At 70.9% G+C, this 17,580-nt stretch carries 15 protein-coding genes and 4 pseudogenes; 11 read left to right on the forward strand and 8 right to left on the reverse strand.

Going from position 1 to position 17,580, the window contains the following annotated elements:
• Positions 1–11 precede the first annotated feature (11 nt).
• Positions 12–1,652 (reverse strand): sensor histidine kinase, encoded by a 1,641-nt coding sequence (locus OHA65_RS32695; RefSeq protein ID WP_371645522.1) that lies wholly within the window; start codon positions 1,650–1,652, stop codon positions 12–14.
• A 573-nt stretch (positions 1,653–2,225) separates the two neighbouring features.
• Between OHA65_RS32695 and OHA65_RS32700 the strand changes: the two are divergent.
• Positions 2,226–2,393, forward strand: a pseudogene (locus tag OHA65_RS32700) (acyltransferase domain-containing protein); the annotation flags it as partial.
• Positions 2,394–2,471: 78 nt separating this feature from the next.
• Here OHA65_RS32700 and OHA65_RS32705 read toward each other — a convergent pair.
• The 3 genes and pseudogenes from OHA65_RS32705 to OHA65_RS32715 form a co-directional block, all read right to left on the reverse strand.
• Positions 2,472–3,158: pseudogene (locus tag OHA65_RS32705) on the reverse strand (group II intron maturase-specific domain-containing protein); the annotation flags it as partial.
• Between the two features lie 32 nt (positions 3,159–3,190).
• Positions 3,191–4,111 (reverse strand): IS3 family transposase, encoded by a 921-nt coding sequence (locus OHA65_RS32710; RefSeq protein WP_328764441.1) that lies wholly within the window; start codon positions 4,109–4,111, stop codon positions 3,191–3,193.
• Positions 4,108–4,416 (reverse strand): transposase, encoded by a 309-nt coding sequence (locus OHA65_RS32715; RefSeq protein WP_327280916.1) that lies wholly within the window; start codon positions 4,414–4,416, stop codon positions 4,108–4,110. Before OHA65_RS32715 ends, OHA65_RS32710 begins: the two co-directional genes overlap by 4 nt.
• Before the next feature lie 103 nt (positions 4,417–4,519).
• On the opposite strand from OHA65_RS32715, the gene OHA65_RS32720 reads away from it, so the two are divergent.
• The 6 genes and pseudogenes from OHA65_RS32720 to OHA65_RS32745 all read left to right on the forward strand — a co-directional run bounded on the left by OHA65_RS32720 (position 4,520) and on the right by OHA65_RS32745 (position 8,047).
• Positions 4,520–4,990, forward strand: coding sequence for a transposase (locus OHA65_RS32720; protein WP_405757965.1), 471 nt, complete (start codon positions 4,520–4,522; stop codon positions 4,988–4,990).
• A 17-nt stretch (positions 4,991–5,007) separates the two neighbouring features.
• A pseudogene (locus OHA65_RS32725) lies at positions 5,008–5,286 on the forward strand (transposase); the annotation flags it as partial.
• A 375-nt stretch (positions 5,287–5,661) separates the two neighbouring features.
• Positions 5,662–6,081 (forward strand): aspartate 1-decarboxylase, encoded by a 420-nt coding sequence (gene panD / locus OHA65_RS32730; protein ID WP_327279746.1) that lies wholly within the window; start codon positions 5,662–5,664, stop codon positions 6,079–6,081.
• A gap of 15 nt (positions 6,082–6,096) precedes the next feature.
• A complete protein-coding gene (locus OHA65_RS32735) occupies positions 6,097–6,450 on the forward strand; it encodes a GNAT family N-acetyltransferase (RefSeq protein WP_328764442.1) in 354 nt (117 codons plus the stop codon).
• Complete coding sequence (locus OHA65_RS32740) at positions 6,444–7,073, forward strand: aspartate/glutamate racemase family protein (RefSeq protein ID WP_327279748.1); 630 nt, start codon at positions 6,444–6,446, stop codon at positions 7,071–7,073. The genes OHA65_RS32735 and OHA65_RS32740 overlap by 7 nt, the downstream gene beginning before the upstream one ends.
• 14 nt (positions 7,074–7,087) lie before the next feature.
• Positions 7,088–8,047, forward strand: coding sequence for a VCBS repeat-containing protein (locus OHA65_RS32745; protein ID WP_328764443.1), 960 nt, complete (start codon positions 7,088–7,090; stop codon positions 8,045–8,047).
• Between the two features lie 308 nt (positions 8,048–8,355).
• On the opposite strand, the gene gndA is transcribed toward OHA65_RS32745, so the two are convergent.
• Positions 8,356–9,798 (reverse strand): NADP-dependent phosphogluconate dehydrogenase, encoded by a 1,443-nt coding sequence (gene gndA, locus OHA65_RS32750; RefSeq protein ID WP_327279750.1) that lies wholly within the window; start codon positions 9,796–9,798, stop codon positions 8,356–8,358.
• Between the two features lie 185 nt (positions 9,799–9,983).
• Between gndA and OHA65_RS32755 the strand changes: the two genes are divergently transcribed.
• Positions 9,984–11,237 (forward strand): transglycosylase family protein, encoded by a 1,254-nt coding sequence (locus tag OHA65_RS32755; RefSeq protein ID WP_405763029.1) that lies wholly within the window; start codon positions 9,984–9,986, stop codon positions 11,235–11,237.
• Positions 11,238–11,261: 24 nt separating this feature from the next.
• Here the strand turns inward: OHA65_RS32755 and OHA65_RS32760 are convergent.
• Positions 11,262–12,077, reverse strand: a pseudogene (locus OHA65_RS32760) (DMT family transporter); the annotation flags it as partial.
• Positions 12,078–12,323: 246 nt separating this feature from the next.
• On the opposite strand from OHA65_RS32760, the gene OHA65_RS32765 reads away from it, so the two are divergent.
• Positions 12,324–13,817 carry an SDR family NAD(P)-dependent oxidoreductase gene (locus tag OHA65_RS32765; RefSeq protein ID WP_329315298.1) on the forward strand — a complete coding sequence of 498 codons (1,494 nt, stop codon included), beginning with the start codon at positions 12,324–12,326 and terminating at the stop codon, positions 13,815–13,817.
• A gap of 135 nt (positions 13,818–13,952) precedes the next feature.
• Here OHA65_RS32765 and OHA65_RS32770 read toward each other — a convergent pair whose 3' ends face one another.
• Positions 13,953–14,480: an HD domain-containing protein gene (locus tag OHA65_RS32770; RefSeq protein WP_329316481.1), complete on the reverse strand. Its 528-nt coding sequence runs from the start codon at positions 14,478–14,480 to the stop codon at positions 13,953–13,955.
• A 343-nt stretch (positions 14,481–14,823) separates the two neighbouring features.
• Between OHA65_RS32770 and OHA65_RS32775 the strand changes: the two genes are divergently transcribed.
• Together OHA65_RS32775 and OHA65_RS32780 are read left to right on the forward strand one after the other, a co-directional pair.
• Positions 14,824–15,000: a hypothetical protein gene (locus OHA65_RS32775; protein ID WP_327286035.1), complete on the forward strand. Its 177-nt coding sequence runs from the start codon at positions 14,824–14,826 to the stop codon at positions 14,998–15,000.
• A gap of 165 nt (positions 15,001–15,165) precedes the next feature.
• Positions 15,166–16,149 (forward strand): NAD-dependent epimerase/dehydratase family protein, encoded by a 984-nt coding sequence (locus OHA65_RS32780; RefSeq protein ID WP_327279753.1) that lies wholly within the window; start codon positions 15,166–15,168, stop codon positions 16,147–16,149.
• On the opposite strand, the gene OHA65_RS32785 is transcribed toward OHA65_RS32780, so the two are convergent.
• Positions 16,135–17,574, reverse strand: a complete 1,440-nt coding sequence (locus tag OHA65_RS32785; protein WP_327279754.1) for a lipase maturation factor family protein — start codon at positions 17,572–17,574, stop codon at positions 16,135–16,137. The genes OHA65_RS32780 and OHA65_RS32785 overlap by 15 nt on opposite strands.
• Positions 17,575–17,580 lie beyond the last annotated feature (6 nt).

The raw sequence follows: 17,580 nt of genomic DNA on the forward strand, positions 1-17,580 counted from the left end.
TGGCGGCACGGTTACTCACCCTCGTCTGATGGCTCGTTGGTTCGAATGGAAGGGCCCGTACTCGATCTCTTCTCGCCGCTGAACGCCTCCCACATCAGGCCCGGCTGCCGAGGTGCGTCGGCCGTTCCCGGGGTGGCAGCCGGAGCGGCCGGGGGATGGGGGGTCGTGCGGACGACCGGTGTCGGGACGGGCGACTCGCGTCGCCGTTGAGGCAGTCCGTTCACCGTCTTTTCGGCTTCGACAGATTCTGCTGCGGCATCGCGCGTCATCGTCGGCCTCGGTACGGTCGGTGCGCCCGTGGGCCTCGGCGTGAACTGTTGGACTTTCGAGGCAGGCTGCTGAACTGTGGTGATCAGGCGCCGCGGAACGAGCACGACGGCCCGCACGCCTCCGTACGCGGAGGTGCGCAAGTCGACGTCGAGGCCGTGCTCGCGGGCCAGCCTACTGACGACGGGCAGGCCGAGCTGCGTTGCCTCGCCCAGGTCGGCCAGATCCATGCCGGATGATGCGTGAGCCATGACGCGGTCGATGCGCTGGCGGGCCTCTTCGGTGAGCCCGACCCCACGGTCCTCGATCTCGATCGCGACACCAGTGGGCACCTCGCTCGCGGTCACCTCGACCGGGGCGTGCGGCGGTGAGAAGGTAGTGGCGTTGTCGAGCAACTCGGCGAGCAGGTGGATCAGCGGCTCGGCTCCCTGGCCGATCACAGCCACCTCTGTCACCGACTGCAGCTTCACGCGGGGATAGTCCACGATGCGTGACATGGCCCCTCGCACAATGTCGTAGAGAGGGATCGCTTTCGACCACTGACGCCCGGGCCGGGCGTCACCCAGTACCGCGATGCTGGCCGCAAGGCGCCCGATCAGGGCATTGCGATGGTCGATGTCCTGCAGGCCATGGGAGACCACTACATCCGTACCATGCAGGATCTGCATGTCGCGCAGGTCCTTGGCGAGTTGATGCACGATTGCCTGGACCCGCCGGGCGATCGCCACCAGTGCCCGCTGCGACGAGTCCCGGGTGCGTTCCTCGGCATCCACGGCTTCCAGGAGCGTCCGCAGAGCTGCCCGGAGCGCTTCGGCGAACTCGCTGTCGAGATGTTCCCCGAACGGGACGGACTGCAGGATCTCCGAAGGGGGCTCACCCTTCTGCAGGCGGGCGACAGCCGCGGGCAGGAGCTCTTCGGCGAGCCATACAGTGGTGGCCCGCTGATCGGACAGGCGCGCGAGCAGCGCGGTCTCGCGTTGCGCGTAGTACCGCTGTACCTCGGCATTCGCCCGCGTGTAGCGGGCCGCTTCTGCCGAGCGCGCCCGGCGCGCCGTCTCAGCCGAAGTGATGGCCGCCAGGACGACCGCGACGAGGCCGCACCAGGCAACCGGCGTGCGTATCTGCGCGGAAACACAGACCAGCGCCACACCGCAGGCCCCAGCCAGGACACCAGGGGGGATTAGCCATGCCGGAGCCACTGCATGCGACAGCGCTCTAGGGGTTGAACCTGCACGAACCATCGAAGGGTCCCTAAACAGTCTGGAATTGGTGGACTGGGCGTGATGCGGTGCGCCGACAAGAACGGTCGGGACTTCGCTCGGCCGAGCAAGGATGTTCCAATGGGTGTGCCCGAGGGGCCGGTTCGAGATCGCATCGGTGCTCATGCCTCTCTACGTCCAGGCTCCGTCTTCGCGCAATGCGACGTTCGACTCGCGATAAATGCAGCGCAACACGCTTGGCGAGCATAGTCAGTTCGGGTACGCCAGGTGGCCTTGACTGGAACGAAAAGCCCCGTTGATCGATCTGGAGCGATAGTTGATCGATCACCGCCGTGACGCACACAGCACATGCATGGAATCGACTGAATCCAGCGGCTTGCTGTTCATGGCTCCGAGCTCCGGCCTCCGCCGCCTCCAGGCCTTCGCCACGCCAAGGAGCCTTTTCCAACCCCGTGCTGATGCAAGGTGGATCAAGAAGCCCGGGCGGCTCGCGCCGAAGGCTTCGGAGGGGCTGGGGCGAGGGGCCGTCAGGACCTCCACCGATTCACTGATGTAGCGGTGACGGTTGCCTGTTTCCGCAGGCTGCTGCGGTCCTGGTGGCACGCCCACGGCCACGGGGATCGCGGACACTCCCGCCGAGGTGGCGGCGGAGGAGGCCCTGTGGGTAGCCGGGAGGAGATCACGATCCGTTCCGGATCCGCAGCGGAGCGGCCCGGGGTCAGGACGGAGACGAGCTCCGTGCTCTTCGGCACGGGTACGGACGGGACGGGCACGACGGACGCAGGAGCGCCGCTGACGGACACTCGCTACGCCCAGCCCGGTCTGTTCGCCGTTCAGTTCGCGCTCGCCGAGCTGCTGCGCGCCTGGGGGGTACGTCCTTCCATTGTCATCGGACACAGCGTCGGAGAGCTGGCGGCCGCCTGCGTGGGCGGACTGGTCGCTCTGGAGGACGCCGCGCGCTTCAGCGTGCTCCCAGTACCGGGCCGCGATCCACTGCCTTCCTTTCCGCCGATGCTGTCTGCTCGCCCACTGCCAGAGCTGGCCGAACACGATCCGATCGACTTCCTTGAAGGCCTTCTTCGAGCTCCAGGGGCGGTAGTACGCGGTCCATCCCCGGACGAACGAGTTGAGCTCTGGGACCAGGCGGTCCGCAGGCTTCCCCCGGTTCGACCGGACAACGTCCCGGATACGCCCCTTGGCCTTCCTCACCGCGTCCTTGCTCGGCGTCACGAGTGTGTATCCGTTGGCGTACGTCCGGACAGTGCACCCGAGGAAGTCGAAGCCGTCTTTGAGGTGGCGGACCGAAGTCTTCTCCTCGTTGAAAGCCAACCCCCTGGGCGTGAACCATTCCTTCAGCCGCCGGTACGCCTGATGCGCGTCCTTCTCCGTGTGGCAGATGACCACGAAGTCGTCCGCGTACCGCACAAGGGCCGGGGACCCCTCCTTGAGGACCCGGGAGTTCCCGTGCCTTCTCCAGGAGACCCCGGCTGCTTCCTCCATTCCGTGCAGGGCAATGTTCAGCAGGAGCGGGCTGATCACCCCTCCTTGCGGGGTGCCTTCCACCGTCGGCGCGAAGGTTCCCCTGTCCATTACTCCGGCCTTCAGCCAGCCCTCGACGGCATCCCTGGCGGGGAAGCCTGCGAGGGACCGCATCAGATGCGTGTGGTCGATCTGAGGTTCCCCCGCTGTGCGGGAGCGGTTGACTAGCTGGCCAGGGCGGGTTGACGTGGTGTCAGGTTCACTTGTTCGGCTGCTGCCTGGTCGGCGTAGTGCTTCTCCTCGTACTCGATCGGGCTGAGGTAGCCGAGCCGTTTCTGGATGCGGCGGGGGTTGTAGAAGCCGTCGATGTACTCGAAGAGTGCGAGGTTCGCTTCGGCCCGGGTGGCGAAGGTGCGGCCGCGGATGCACTCGGTCTTGATCAGCATCCACAGGTTCTCCGCGAGGGCGTTGTCGAACGAGTCGCCGACCGAGCCCATGGATGCCTGGATCCCTGCCCTGACCAGGCGTGTCGTGAGCTTCACGGATGTGTATTGACAGCCGTGGTCCGCATGGTGAATGAGCTCGCCGGGGGTGGCTTCGCGGCTGGCCAGGGCGTACTCCAGGGTGGTCAGGACCAGGTCCGCGTCCGCGCGGGCAGAGGTTTCCCAGGCCACCACCCGGCGGGAGAACGCGTCGCGGATCGCGGAGAGCCACAGCGGGCCCTCCAGCGTCGTGATCATGGTCAGGTCGGTGACCCACAGCCGGTTCGGCCCGCTCGCGGTGAAGTCGCGTTGCACCAGGTCAGGGGCCAGATCCGCGTCCGGGTCGCGTCGGGTGAAGCTCTTGCTCCGGCGAGGGCTGATCCCGGCGAGGCCGGCCTGGCGCATGAGCCGTTCGACGCGCTTGCGGCCGACGCGCGTGCCCTCGCGCTTGAGGACGGCGTGCACGCGGGGTGAGCCGTAGATCCCGCCGGACTCGTCGTGGACCTGACGGATCTTGCTGGTCAGCTCGGCGTCCCGACGGTGCCGTTCGCACGGCTCGGTCTCGGCCTGGCGCCAACGGTAGTAGGTGGTGGAGGGGATGTTCAGTTCCCGGAGTACGGGCTCGACCCCCAGGTGCGGGTGCTCGTCGACGAGCGCCGTCACCTGGGCCGGGTCGGGTCGAGCTGGGCCGCGAAAAAAGCCGAGGCCGTCCGCAGGACCTCGTTCGCCCGCTTGAGCTGGACATTCTCCTTCCGCAGGGCGGCCAGTTCCTCGCGCTCGGCGGTGGTGAGCAGGTCTCCTCGCTCGCCGGCGTCGGCCTCGGCCTGCCGGATCCAGTTACGCAGGGCCTCGTGGTGCACGCCGAGATCCTCGGCCATGCGGCGGATCACGGGCTTCGGCTCGGCGGTCCGATACATCCGTACCGCACGCTCACGCAACTCCAACGGGTACTTCCTCGGTGCGGGCATCGTCTGGGCTCCTCTCGCGAGACCCATCTGGCCATCCGTCACTCATCCCCGCATCTCGGGGGAACCTCAACTCGACGATGATCACAGCGAAGCGGTCTTCACGATGCGCCTGCTTGCCCGCCGGGTCCAGAACCTCTCCCACGAGATCAAGGAGCTGACCAAGCGCACCACCAAGGCTGTGCGGGCCTGTCGGCCACAGCTGCTGGAGCTGGTGGGCGTCGGGCCCGACAGTGCTGCGGTCCTCCTCAGCGCCGCAGGTGACAACCCCGACAGACTCACGGATGAGGCATCGTTCGCGGCCTTGTGCGGTGTGAGCCCGGTCGAGCAGTCCTCCGGCAAAACCCAGCGCAGGCGGCTGAACCGCGGCGGTCACCGTCAGGCCAATGCCGCCCTCTACCGCATCGTCCAGTCCCGTATTCGCTGGGACGAACGCACCCGGACCTACCTGCAACGACGCACAGCCGAGGGCATGTCCAGGCGCGAGATCATCCGCTGTCTCAAACGCTACGTCGCCCGGGAGATCTACCGACACATCCGGCCTCCCGCGGTCACAATGGCGGCTCCCGCTGCTTGACAAACCATAGGGGCATCCTGAACACACACCTGGCCCTCGGCATGAAGCGGTACGCGGCCAAGCGCGACTGACTCACCGTCTTCCAACTTCCCTCGTATGCACCGGACCTCAACCCCGTCGAAGGCATCTGGTCGCTCCTGCGACGCGGACCGATGGCCAACACCGCCTTCACCGACCCAGACCACCTCACCCGCACCCTCCGCCGAGGCCTGCGACACATCCAACTCCGACCCGCACTCATCGACGGATGCCTCACCGGCACCCGACTACCCATCACCCCACCGACCCCACCCTGAAAACCTCAGTAGGTCGACTCGCGCCGCCTGCATGGCACACCGGTGACAGGCGTGCTGACTCAGGTCACTAGTGCTGCGCTGCTCGCGCTCCAGGTATGGAACTGAAAGCCCGGTATGTGCCCCGTCTGCGGCGCCTGTGCACTCCGCGACCAGCAGGCCCAGAGGCGCTGATCCCACGCTGCCGTCGAAGCAGAGGGCTCCCGGAACACGACACTCCAGCAGCGTGATGGTGCATCAGGGAAGTCAGCAATCGGTCAGCATGAGTCCTGGAAGACCTGGGGAAAGCTGACCGAACTTGCGAACGGCTGTAGGCTGCCGGGACCGCCCTTGACCTGCGCGAAGCAGGCAGGGAGCTGACATATCGGGAGTATTCGCATGCTTCGTACCATGTTCAAGTCCAAGATCCACCGGGCCACGGTGACCCAGGCCGATCTGCACTACGTCGGATCCGTGACCGTCGACGCCGATCTGCTCGATGCGGCGGACCTGCTGCCCGGGGAGCTCGTTCACATCGTGGACATCACCAACGGGGCGCGGCTGGAGACGTACGTCATCGAGGGCGAGCGCGGTTCCGGGGTCATCGGGATCAACGGCGCCGCCGCACACCTCGTGCACCCGGGGGACCTCGTCATCCTCATCAGCTACGCACAGGTCGAGGACGCCGAGGCGCGGGCGCTGAAGCCGCGGGTCGTACACGTCGACGCGGACAACCGCATCGTGGAACTGGGCGCGGACCCATCCGCCCCGGTGCCGGGAACGGACCAGGAGCGCAGCCCCCACGCAGTGGCTGTCTGAGGGGAGTCGGGGACCATGTCGCAGACCGGGGCCATCGAGTTCAAGGACGACCGGAAGGCCGGACGGCTGCTCGCCGTCGAGGGCGGTGAGGTGGTCGGGCTCATCGCGTACTTCGTGACCGAGCGGGCGCCCCACGCCCTCGTGGCGGTGCACACCATCGTCGAGCCGGGGCACCAGGGGCGCGGGATCGCCGGGGACCTGGTGAAGGCCTTCTACGGGATCGCCGCGGGCGAAGGGGTGCCCGTGGTGCCGCTGTGCCCGTACGCGGCGAGCTGGGCCGCCCGCCACCCCGAGCAGGCGCCCGAGGCGCCGGCCGAGGTCGTGGCGGCGGCGAAGGCGCAGCTCGACGCCAGCCCCGACCTGTGGTGACGGGCCTGACCCTGCTGCACACGTCGCCGGTCCACGTGCCGGTCTTCGACGCCCTGCGGGACCGGGACCACCCCGACGCCGTACTGCGCCACCTCGTGGTGCCGGAGCTGCTGGACCGGGCCCGTGCGCAGGGCCCGGACTCGGTGGCTCCGGCCGTCCGGGCCCTGCTGGACGGCTCCGCCGGGCCGGTCCTGGTCACCTGCTCGACCATCGGCGCCGTCGCGGAGGCCCTGGCCCCGGAGCTCGGCGTCCCGGTCCTGCGCGTCGACCGCCCGATGGCCTCCGAGGCGGTCCGTACGGGTGCGCGCGTCGCGGTCCTGGCCACCGTGGAGTCGACGCTGGACCCGACGGTCGCCCTCCTGCGGGAGGAGGCCGAGCGGGCCGGCCGCCCGGTCTCGGTCACCACCCACGTGGTCGCGGACGCCTGGTCCCGCTTCGAGGCCGGGGACACCGCCGGCTACCTCCGCCTCACGGCGCGGGCGGCCGACACCGTCACGGACGCGGACGTCATCGTCCTGGCCCAGGCTTCGATGGCGGACGCGTCGTCCCTGACCACGACGGCCACTCCGGTCCTCGCCAGCCCCGCCCCGGGCCTCACGGCCGCTCTCCGTGCCGTCGTTTGATCCACGCGCCGTTCTTGTTGACCCCGCCCTCGCAGGGCCCGCACTTCGTCTACGCCCACAGCGTCGACGGGGCCGGCAACCGCTCCGACACCGCGACCTACCTGTTCTACGCGAACGAGCGCCCCGCCGGCGGCCCCGACCGCGCCGGCGACCTCGACGGCGACGGCCTGCGCGACGTGTGGAGCCTCGGCTCCGACGGGCGACTGCGGTTCTCCGCCGGCCGCGGAGACGGCGCCTTCGCACCGGCCGTCGACGGCGGAGTCACCTTCCCCGCCGGCACGAAGGTCGTCGCGAGCGGCGACTGGTCCGGCCACGGCCACACCGACCTCGTGGTGGTGGAGCATAACGCCGTCGAGCGGAAGAACAAGCTCTGGGTGTACCCGAACCCCGGCACCGGTGCCGTCCGCGACGAGCGCGTCGAACTGACCGTCACCTGCCCGGTCGCCGACCCCGACCTCGGATGCGAGAGTGCCGACGACCACTGGTGCGACGCCGAGGACGTCGTCGACGCGGGGGACCTCAACGCGGACGGCGCCCCCGACCTGCTGGTGAAGCAGGGTGAGCGACTCTGGGCGTGCTACGGCAACGGCATCGGCCTCCTCGACGCCTCCGGTCCGCCCGTCCTCGTCGGCGGCGCCGACCGGGACGGGCACACGGTGGTGGTCCCGGGCGACACCAACGGTGACGGCCTCGCCGACCCGTGGCTGCGGCAGGACGCCCCGGGCGACGTGTTCCGCGTGGCCGGCGTCAAGGGCGCCGACGGCAAGGTCGACCCCGCCGGCTGGGGCGTGGCCGCCAACCGGGCGAAGATCGCCTCGGGCATCGCCCGGGCGGCCTACCCTGTCCTCGGATCGAGCGGTGACCTCACCGGCGATGGCCTGACGGACCTGTGGGCCGTCGCGGACGACGGGAACGCCGTGGCCTTCCGCGGTACCGCCGCGGGCCTCGACGGGACACCCGTCTCCGGCGGCTGATCCCGACACGCGCACGCGACGGCGCCCCCGGCGGCTCAGACCACCGGGGGCGCCGTTTTCGATGGGCGTACGACGCCGATTGCAGGGAAGGTGGGGCTCATGGTGCGAAACGTAGAGATGACGCAGCCGCCCGCCCCCGAGCCGGATCCCGTGCCGTCCCCGCCCGGGCCGGGTCCGTTCCCGGACCCCGAGCCCATTCCGCGGCCCGTACCGCCGGTGCCCACTCCGGTGCCTGAGCCCGATCCGGTGCCACCGCCGCCCGGGCCCGCGCCGATCCCGCAGCCCGGACCGCTCAGCAGGGACGCGGGCTAGTCCGTACGGACCTCGGAGCGGTCGCCGCTCCAGAGGGTGTGGAACGAGCCCTCGCGGTCGGTGCGACGGTAGGTGTGCGCCCCGAAGAAGTCCCGCTGGCCCTGGGTGAGGGCCGCCGGGAGCCGCTCCGAGCGCAGTGCGTCGTAGTACGCCAGTGACGCCGCGAACGCCGGGGCCGGGATCCCGTGGCGCACCGCCGCCACCAGAGCGGCCCGCCAGTCCTCCTGCGCCGCACCGATCTCCTGCGCGAAGCCGTCGTCCGCCAGCAGGCTCGGCAGGTCCGGCCGCGCGCCGTACGCCGCACGGATCCGGTCCAAGAACGCCGCCCGGATGATGCAGCCGCCCCGCCACAGCGAGGCCACCGCGCCCGGGTCCACGTCCCAGCCGTACTCCTGGCTGCCCGCCAGGATCTGGTGGAAGCCCTGGGTGTACGAGACGATCTTCGAGGCATACAGCGCCTGCTCCACCTGGGCCGCGAAGGCGTCCGCCGCCTCCGCCGAGAGGGGCTCGGCAGCCGGACCCGCGAGCCCCCGGGCGGCCGTACGCAGCTCCGCGTGGCCCGATACCGAACGGGCGAACACCGCCTCCGCGATCCCCGACACCGGCACGCCCAGGTCCAGCGCGATCTGTACCGTCCAGCGGCCGGTGCCCTTCTGCTCGGCGGCGTCGGCCACGACGTCGACGAACGGGCGCCCGGTCCCGGCATCCGTGTGGGCCAGCACCTCCGCCGTGATCTCGATCAGGTACGAGTCCAGCCGGCCCCGGTTCCACTCCCGGAAGGTGTCCGCGATCTTCGCGGGGGAGTAGCCGGCGACCTCGCGCAGCAGGTGGTAGGCCTCGGCGATGAGCTGCATGTCGGCGTACTCGATGCCGTTGTGCACCATCTTGACGAAGTGTCCGGCGCCGTCGGGGCCGACGTGCGAGACGCACGGCGTACCGTCGGCCGCCTTCGCCGAGATCTTCTCCAGCATCGGGCCGAGGGAGGCGTACGACTCGGCCGAGCCGCCCGGCATGATGCTCGGGCCGAGCAGCGCACCCTCCTCGCCGCCCGAGATCCCCGCACCCACGAAGTGGATGCCCTGCTCGCGCAGTTCCTTCTCGCGCCGCCGGGTGTCCTCGAAGTGCGCGTTGCCGCCGTCGATGATGACGTCGCCGGGCTCCAGCAGCGGGGCGAACTCGCGGATCACGGCGTCGGTAGGCTCTCCGGCCTTGACCATGACGATCAGGCGACGTGGCCGCTCCAGCGCGTCCACGAACTCCTTCGCGGACTCGGCGGCGACGAAGGTGCCTTCGTGCCCGAACTCCTTCACCAGGGCGGTGGTCTTCGCGGCCGTCCGGTTGTGGACGGCGACGGTGAAGCCGTTGCGGGCGAAGTTCCTGGCGAGGTTGCTCCCCATCACCGCGAGCCCGGTGACGCCGATCTGGGCCGTGCTGCTCATGCATGCGCTCCTGAGTGCCTCGATGTGCGGGTGAATGCGACGCTACATGGGCAGATATACCTGCGGATCCAACGCCATGCGAAAGCTTGTCAACTTCCGTGAAAGTGCGACCTGTTGCGCCCCTTGTCATGCTCTGATCGCCCCGTTAAGTTGTGCGGTTCCTGATGTCTTCAATGGGGGCTCCCATGGGTGTACGGGGTCGGCATCGCCGGTACCAGCCGAGCAGCATCAACCGCGCCTCGCTCGCCGTCACCGCCGGTGGCGCCGGGCTCGCACTCCCTTTGATCGGCGCCGGAACCGCCCAGGCCGCCTCGGTGGACACCTGGAGCAAGGTCGCCGACTGCGAGTCCACCAACAACTGGCACATCAACACCGGCAACGGCTACTACGGCGGACTCCAGTTCAGCCTGAGCACCTGGCGCGCCTTCGGGGGCACCGCGTACGCGGCCCGCGCCGACCTGGCCACCAAGGACCAGCAGATCGCGGTCGCCGAGAAGGTCCTCAAGGGGCAGGGCCCACAGGCCTGGCCGGTGTGCGGGAAGCAGGCCGGACTCTCCCGCAGCGGCCCCGCGCCCGCCGTCTCACCGCAGGGGCAGGGGCAGGGGCAGGGGCAGGGAGTGAAGGCCCAGGTCCAGGTCCAGGCCCAGGAGGCGAAGCCGGCCGCCCCGCAGACCGCCGCGCCCCGCCCGACCGGGACCTCGGTCCTGCCGAACCCGTACGTCGTCGCGCCCGGCGACTCCCTCTCGGCCATCGCCACCGGCCAGCACGTCGAGGGCGGCTGGCAGGCGTTGTACGAGACGAACCGGGCCACGGTGGGCGGCGACCCGAACCTGATCTTCCCCGGTCAGCGACTGACGCTGCGCGTCACCGCCGCGCCGGCGCCGCCGGCCGCACCGCCCGCGCAGAACCCCGAGAAGCCGCCGCGGACCGCCGAGCCCGTCAAGCCCGTGGAACCGAACGCGCAGAAGCCCGCCGAGAAGCCGGCCGAAAAGCCCGCTCCCGTACCCGCCTCAGCGCAGCAGAAGCCCGCCTCGGGCGGCTTCGTCGCCCCCGTGGACGCCGGCATCGGCACCGCCTACCACGTCGCGGGATCCTCCTGGGCGAGCGGCTACCACACGGGCGTCGACTTCCCCGTGGCCACCGGGACCTCCGTCAAGGCCGTCGGCCCCGGCCAGATCGTCTCCGCGGGCTGGGCGGGGGCGTACGGCTACCAGGTCGTCATCCTGCACGCCGACGGCCGCTACTCCCAGTACGCGCACCTGTCGGCGCTCGGCGTCAAGGCCGGGCAGCAGGTGTCCGGAGGTCAGCGGATCGGGCGTTCCGGTTCCACCGGCAACACCAACGGACCGCACCTCCACTTCGAGATCCGCACGTCCCCCGGCTACGGCTCCGACATCGACCCGCTGAAGTACCTCCGCGGCCGCGGCGTCGGCATCTGACCCCCGTACGTGCGGCGGCACGCCCGTGAGCAGGATCAGGCCGGCCGCCGCCAGTACGGCGCTGGCCAGTGCCGCCGCCGTGCCCGCCGACCCGTACCGGAAGCCCTCGTCGAACAGCGAGATGCCGACGGCCGCCGCGACCACCGGGTTGACCACGGTCACCGTGGCCAGCGGTGCGGTCAGCCCCGCACCCCGGTAGGCCGCCTGCGAGAGCAGTAGTCCGACGGACGCCAGGACGGCGATCGCCACCAGGTCGGGCCACAGTGCGCCGGGCGCGCCCGGCGCCGGACTTCCGGTGTACTCGGCCACCGATTTGGTGAACACGGAGGCCATGCCGAAGGCCGTGCCGGCCGCGGCCGCCAGCAGCACGCTGCGCAACACCGGCCGGTGCATCCGGTGCGCCGCCACGAACAACCCGGTCACCCCGGCGGCGGTGACGATCAGCAGCAGGCTCCGTTTCCCGTCGGCCAGCGGCTGGTCCCCGGCCCCGTCCGTCAGGGCCAGCAGTCCGGCCAGTCCCACCGTGGCCAGCAGCGCGCCGCGCCATGCGGCAGCGCCCGCCCGGCGGTGCACGAAGAGGGCCGCCATCGGCAGCGCGAAGACGATGGTCAGCGCGCCCAGCGGCTGCACCAGGCTCAGCGGGCCGTACGCGAGGGCCACCACGTGCAGCAGGGCGCCCAGGCCGTTGAGCCCGACCGCACACCACCAACCGGCGCGGCGCAGCGGCGCGTACGGGCGGTCGGGCGTGCTCACCGCGACCCGTTCCTGGACGATCGCGCCGCCCGCGTACGCCACGGCGGACACCAGGCAGAGCAGGACCGACAGCGCTAGGGCACTCATGAATTCCACAATGCCCGACCTGAGCTGCCCATTCCTCCTCCTGGAGGTGGTCATCGGTCATACCCCAGGCATACTCCGGAAGGATTACAGGCCCGCACGAGGCTGCCCATGGTGACCACAGCGTCGCGGTGCGTGAGGCGTGCCCGCACGGGTTTGGTCCCGGGCGCGTCGGATCCGTACAGTGGCGGTTTTGAGGACTTCCGCAGCAGGCGGACGCGGACGAGTGATCAAGGAACGGCAGCGGCCATGACGGTGACCGAAGACAACCACCTGAGCGGGGACGACCACGCCTACGGGCCGGGCATCGACCCCGAGCGGCTGGCGCTCTGCCTCAGCGTGCTCGACGAGCTGGACAAGATCGACGTCGACCACCCCGACGCCATCACCGTACGCCGCGCCACCGCGGGCCTCTACCGCACGGTCAAGCAGCGCCGCCGCCAGGAGCGCCGCGCCGCCAAGACCGCCAACGACAAGGCCGTCACCGAGGCGACCGCGACCGGCTCCGCCGAGCGCATCGACGACGAGACCGAGGGCATCCTGCCCTCCTCGGTCACGGAGGCCGGCCGGATCGCCGGGATACTCCAGCGCCCGCGCTCCTGCTACGTCTGCAAGGCGCGGTACGTCGAGGTCGACTACTTCTACCACCAGCTCTGCCCGGACTGCGCCGTCGAGAACCGCGCCAGGCGCGAGGCCCGCGCCGACCTCTCCGGCAAGCGCGCGCTCCTCACCGGCGGCCGGGCCAAGATCGGCATGTACATCGCGCTGCGGCTGCTGCGCGACGGCGCCCACACCACGATCACCACCCGCTTCCCCAAGGATGCCATCCGCCGCTTCAAGGCGATGGAGGACTCGGCGGACTGGATGCACCGCCTGGAGGTCGTCGGCATCGACCTGCGCGACCCGGCCCAGTCCGTGGCGCTCGCCGACCAGGTCGCCGCGGCCGGTCCGCTGGACATCCTGATCAACAACGCGACGCAGACCGTGCGCCGCCTGCCCTCGGCCTACGCGGCGCTGGTCGAGGGGGAGAGCGCCCCGCTCCCCGCCGGCGAGCTCCCCGCCCACCACGTCATCGGCGCCTTCAACTCCGGAGCGGTCGACGGCCTGGCGGCCCTGCCCGTCGGCGTGAGCGGCCTCGAAGCGCAGAAGGTCGCCGACCTCGCCCTGGTCGCGGGCAACGCCAGCATCGCCCGGCACCTCGACGGCACCGCCATCGACGCCGGCGGCCTGCTGCCCGACGTCGTCGAGAGCAACACCTGGGTGCAGACCATCGACCAGATCTCCCCGGTGGAGCTGCTCGAAACCCAGCTGTGCAACTACACGTCGCCGTTCATCCTGATCAGCGCGCTGCGGCCGGCTATGGCCGAGGCCGCGCGGAGGGCGACCAGCGGGCGCGCGCACATCGTCAACGTCTCTGCGATGGAAGGCGTTTTCAGCCGCGGCTACAAGGGCGCGGGGCACCCGAACACCAATGCCGCCAAGGCCGCGATGAACATGGTCACCCGGACGAGCGGCCAGGAGATGTTCCAGAGCGACCGGATCCTCATGACCTCGGTCGACACCGGCTGGATCACCGACGAGCGCCCCCACTTCGACAAGCTGCGCCTGGCCGAGGAGGGCTTCCACGCCCCGCTCGACCTGGTCGACGGCGCGGCCCGGGTCTACGACCCGATCGTGCGCGGCGAGTCCGGCGAGGACCTCTACGGCGTCTTCCTCAAGGACTACGCGCCCGCCAACTGGTAGACCCGCGGTCCCGGCCGGGCGTCCCGGCTCCGTGCCGACCCCGCCTCCCGGCTCCGTGCGTGCCGGCTCCGTTCCTGCCCCGTGACCCGGCTCCGTGCCCCAGTCCCCCGCGAAGGGGGCCGGGGCACGGCCGTTTCACGGCGTGCGCTCGTACGCCCCCGCCGCCACCAGCTCCAGGACCGGACGCCAGTCCTCCATCACCCCCGCGTCGAGCCCGACGACCTTGCCCGCGTCATCCGCTTGGCGCAACGTCACGGCCGCTTCCGCGTCGGGGTCGGCCGCGAACGCCCGGATCTCCGCCCCGTCCATCAGCCCGCCCTGCGCGCGCAGGGTCAGCGCGCTCTGCGGGGACAGCGCCTGTCCCGGCTCCACGGCCGCCAGGTAGCGCTTGGCCGGCACGTGCAGCCGCACCAGCCGGGCCACCCGCTCCCCGAGCAGCGGACGGACCGCCCGTGCGGCGTGGTCGGCGTGGCCGGCGTCGTCGCCTGGGAACAGCAGGTGGCCCAGGTCGTGCACGAGTCCGGCGACTTGCAGCTCCTTGTCGAACGGATGCGAGCGGCGCAGGAGTGCAGCAGTCTGGAGCCCATGATCGTGCAGATCGACCGGGTCCCCGCTGTGGTCGGGCGTGTCCCACGCCCCGCGGCACGCGAGCAGCAGCTCCATCAGCTCCTCGACGCTGTCGACCCTCGCCGCCCCCGGCACTCCGGAACTCGTCACCGCCGCTCCCTCCGCTGCCCGTACTCCAGTCGTGCTACCGCCGTCGAGCAGACCACCCGTCACGGGCACACCGGCGTACGACTTCCTGAACACGCGGGGAAATCAAACCGTCGAGTGGATTTTGCCAATCCATCGAGCGGGGGTGCGCTCATATGTGTACTCTGAGTGTCACAAGACGGCCGTATCCAGGCCACGCTCCACCATGGCGCCACCGCGTCCGGAAACCCTTTACCCCTTGTGCCCGGCGCGCGGCTCGCCCTCCGGGTTACGCGACACAAAGGAGTGCGCGGTGACAGACACGACGACGAAGTCCGACGAGACGCTGGCGGAGTACCCGGCACGGCGGAACCGCCCCCATGCCGACGAACTCGGCAGCCTCGAAGTCTGGGCCCGGTCCGCTCCGATCCGGCTCGCGGGCTATGAGGACGACCTGGCGGAGTCCCACATCCTGCCCGGCATCGACTAGCCACGACCTCACACAGCGCCCCCGAGCCCACCGGCGACGGGGGCGCGGTGCTGCGCCGACCGTGCAGGGCGCGTCGAAGGTTCCCGTACGCCGTACGCCGTGAGCGTCATCGCTGAGGGCGATCAAGACTTCCGGCCGCCCCCGGACCCCGGCACGCTGGTCCGCATGAAGCTACTGATGCTGGGCGGTACCGAGTTCGTCGGACGCGCGATCACCGAGGACGCGCTGTCCCGGGGCTGGGACGTCACCGTCTTCCACCGGGGGCACCACGCCCCGCCGCCGGGCACCTCCGCCGTGCACGGCGACCGCACCGCTCCCGGCGGCCTGGACGCCCTCGCCGCGGGGGAGTGGGACCTGGTCGTCGACACCTGGGGCGGCGCCCCGACCGCGGTGCGCGACAGCGCCCGACTGCTGGCCGGCCGCGCCGGGCACTACGCGTACATCTCCAGCCGCTCGGTCTACAAGTACCCCGCCCCGGCCGGCATCGACGAGGACGGCCCGCTGGTCGACGGCTCGGCCGACGCCGACGCCACGGCCTACGCCGAGGACAAGCGGGGCGGTGAGATCGCCGCCGTCGACGCCTTCGGCGACCGGGCCCTGCTGGTGCGCGCCGGCCTGATCATCGGCCCGTACGAGAACGTCGGCCGGCTGCCCTGGTGGTTGAACCGGACCGCCCGCGGCGGCCCCACCCTGGCCCCCGGCCGGCCGGAACTCCCGCTCCAGTACATCGACGTACGCGATCTCGCCGCCTGGACCCTCGACGCGGCCGGGGCCGGGCTCGGCGGCCCGTACAACGTGGTCTCCCCGGTCGGGCACGCCACGATGGGCGCCCTCCTCGAAGCCTGCGCGGCCGTCACCGGCGGCGGCGGCGAGCTCCGCTGGACCGACCCGGCCCGCATCGAGGAGGCCGGCGTCCAGCCCTGGACCGAGCTGCCGATCTGGCTCCCCGAAGGGGAGCTGCACGACTACATGTTCGGCGGCGACGTCACCCGGGCCCGGGCGGCGGGCCTCGCGTGCCGCCCCGTCGAGGAGACCGTGGCCGACACCTGGGCCTGGCTCCGTTCCCTCGGCTCCGTCGCCCCGCAGCGCTCCGACCGGCCGGCCCCCGGCGTCTCCGCGGAGCGCGAGGCGGCGCTACTCGGGCTCTGACCAGGCGGCCTCGGCGAGCCGGGTCGGCGGCAGGTACTCGCGCAGCAGCGTGCGGTGCCACCACGCGCCCGTCTCGCGCAGCTCCCGCCAGGTGGTGAACCGGTAGCGGTACAGCCTGGCGCGCACGTACGTCGGCGGGGCGTCCGGGAAGGGGTTGTGGCGGATCAGCCGCAGCGTGTCCCGGTCGCCCGCCAGCAGTCGCTCCACGAACGGCCCGAACCACTCCCGCGCATAGCCGGGGGAGAGCGCCGCGAACCACATCAGCCAGTCGAGGCGCAGATGATACGGGGCGAACTGGCGCGGGATCTTGCGCGGATCACCCGGTTTGCCCTTGAACCCGTACTCCTGCCAAGCCCCGTCCTCCCTCGGCACCCGGTCCGCGGTCCCCTCGACCACCACCTCGTCGCGGATCCGGCCCACGCTGCCGAAGGCCCCGTACGTGTTGACCAGGTGGAGGGGGTCGAAGGACCGGTTCATCACCTGGCGCCGCGAGACCATGTTGCGCACCGGATGCCGGCTCAGCACCAGCACCAGCACGGTCACCGCGCACACGAGGACGGCGAACCAGACGGGCGCCGGGGCCGACGCGGCGGCCGGCGGCGGCCCCGCCAACCCGGTGAAGTCGACCGCCGAGAGGGCCGGTGTGATCGTCAGCCAGTTCAGCCAGGCGAAGTTGCCCGACAGCACCAGCCACAGCTGTGTCGCCACGATGATCCCGGCCGCGTACGAGGCCACCGGCTGCGGCGTGAACAGCAGCACCGGGACCACCAGTTGGGTCACGTGGTTGGCCGCGCACTCCACCCGGTGCAGGGGCTTCGGCAGGTGGTGGAAGAACCAGCTCAGCGGCCCCGGCATCGGCTGCGTCTCGTGGTGGTAGTAGAGGCAGGTCAGCTTGCGCCAGCAGGAGTCCCCGCGCATCTTGATCAACCCCGCGCCGAACTCCACCCGGAAGACCACCCAGCGCAGCAGCCACAGCACCAGCACCGGCGGCCCGACCCGCGCGTTGCCGAGGAAGACCGCGAGGAAGCCCACCTCCAGCAGCAGCGACTCCCAGCCGAAGGAGTACCAGGTCTGCCCCACGTTCACGATGGACAGGTACAGCAGCCACAGCAGTGCCCACATCCCCATGGCCGCGCCCAGCGGAACGAGGTCTCCCGCCCCGGCCGCCAGGGCTGCGGAGACCGCCGCCCCGGCCCAGGCGCAGCAGGCGAAGAGTCGGTCCGAGTAGTGCAGTTGGAACAGGCTCGGGGCGCCTTTGAACGGCACGTACCGCACGTAGCGCGGCACGGGCAGCATGCCGTGCGCCCCGATCAGGGCCCGGAACTGCAGGGCGGCCGCGACGAAGGCGAAGAGGTAGACGCCGGCGAGGGCCCGCTGGAAGACCAGCCGGCCCAGCCAGTAACCGGGCGCCGTGAACCAGTCCATCCCCTC

Origin of the sequence: Streptomyces sp. NBC_00045, assembly GCF_045041095.1 — a bacterium.
In the GTDB taxonomy this organism is placed as follows: domain Bacteria; phylum Actinomycetota; class Actinomycetes; order Streptomycetales; family Streptomycetaceae; genus Streptomyces.

What these genes read in the sequence shown, in the direction of transcription:
- OHA65_RS32770 (WP_329316481.1), bottom strand. Translation starts at nt 14,480, where the DNA reads ATGGAGCTGCTGCTCGCGTGCCGCGGGGCGTGGGACACGCCCGACCAC.
- OHA65_RS32755 (WP_405763029.1), top strand. Translation starts at nt 9,984, where the DNA reads ATGGGTGTACGGGGTCGGCATCGCCGGTACCAGCCGAGCAGCATCAAC.
- gndA (WP_327279750.1), bottom strand. Translation starts at nt 9,798, where the DNA reads ATGAGCAGCACGGCCCAGATCGGCGTCACCGGGCTCGCGGTGATGGGG.
- OHA65_RS32785 (WP_327279754.1), bottom strand. Translation starts at nt 17,574, where the DNA reads ATGGACTGGTTCACGGCGCCCGGTTACTGGCTGGGCCGGCTGGTCTTC.
- OHA65_RS32735 (WP_328764442.1), top strand. Translation starts at nt 6,097, where the DNA reads ATGTCGCAGACCGGGGCCATCGAGTTCAAGGACGACCGGAAGGCCGGA.
- OHA65_RS32765 (WP_329315298.1), top strand. Translation starts at nt 12,324, where the DNA reads ATGACGGTGACCGAAGACAACCACCTGAGCGGGGACGACCACGCCTAC.
- OHA65_RS32780 (WP_327279753.1), top strand. Translation starts at nt 15,166, where the DNA reads ATGAAGCTACTGATGCTGGGCGGTACCGAGTTCGTCGGACGCGCGATC.
- OHA65_RS32695 (WP_371645522.1), bottom strand. Translation starts at nt 1,652, where the DNA reads ATGAGCACCGATGCGATCTCGAACCGGCCCCTCGGGCACACCCATTGG.
- OHA65_RS32715 (WP_327280916.1), bottom strand. Translation starts at nt 4,416, where the DNA reads ATGCCCGCACCGAGGAAGTACCCGTTGGAGTTGCGTGAGCGTGCGGTA.
- OHA65_RS32720 (WP_405757965.1), top strand. Translation starts at nt 4,520, where the DNA reads ATGCGCCTGCTTGCCCGCCGGGTCCAGAACCTCTCCCACGAGATCAAG.
- panD (WP_327279746.1), top strand. Translation starts at nt 5,662, where the DNA reads ATGCTTCGTACCATGTTCAAGTCCAAGATCCACCGGGCCACGGTGACC.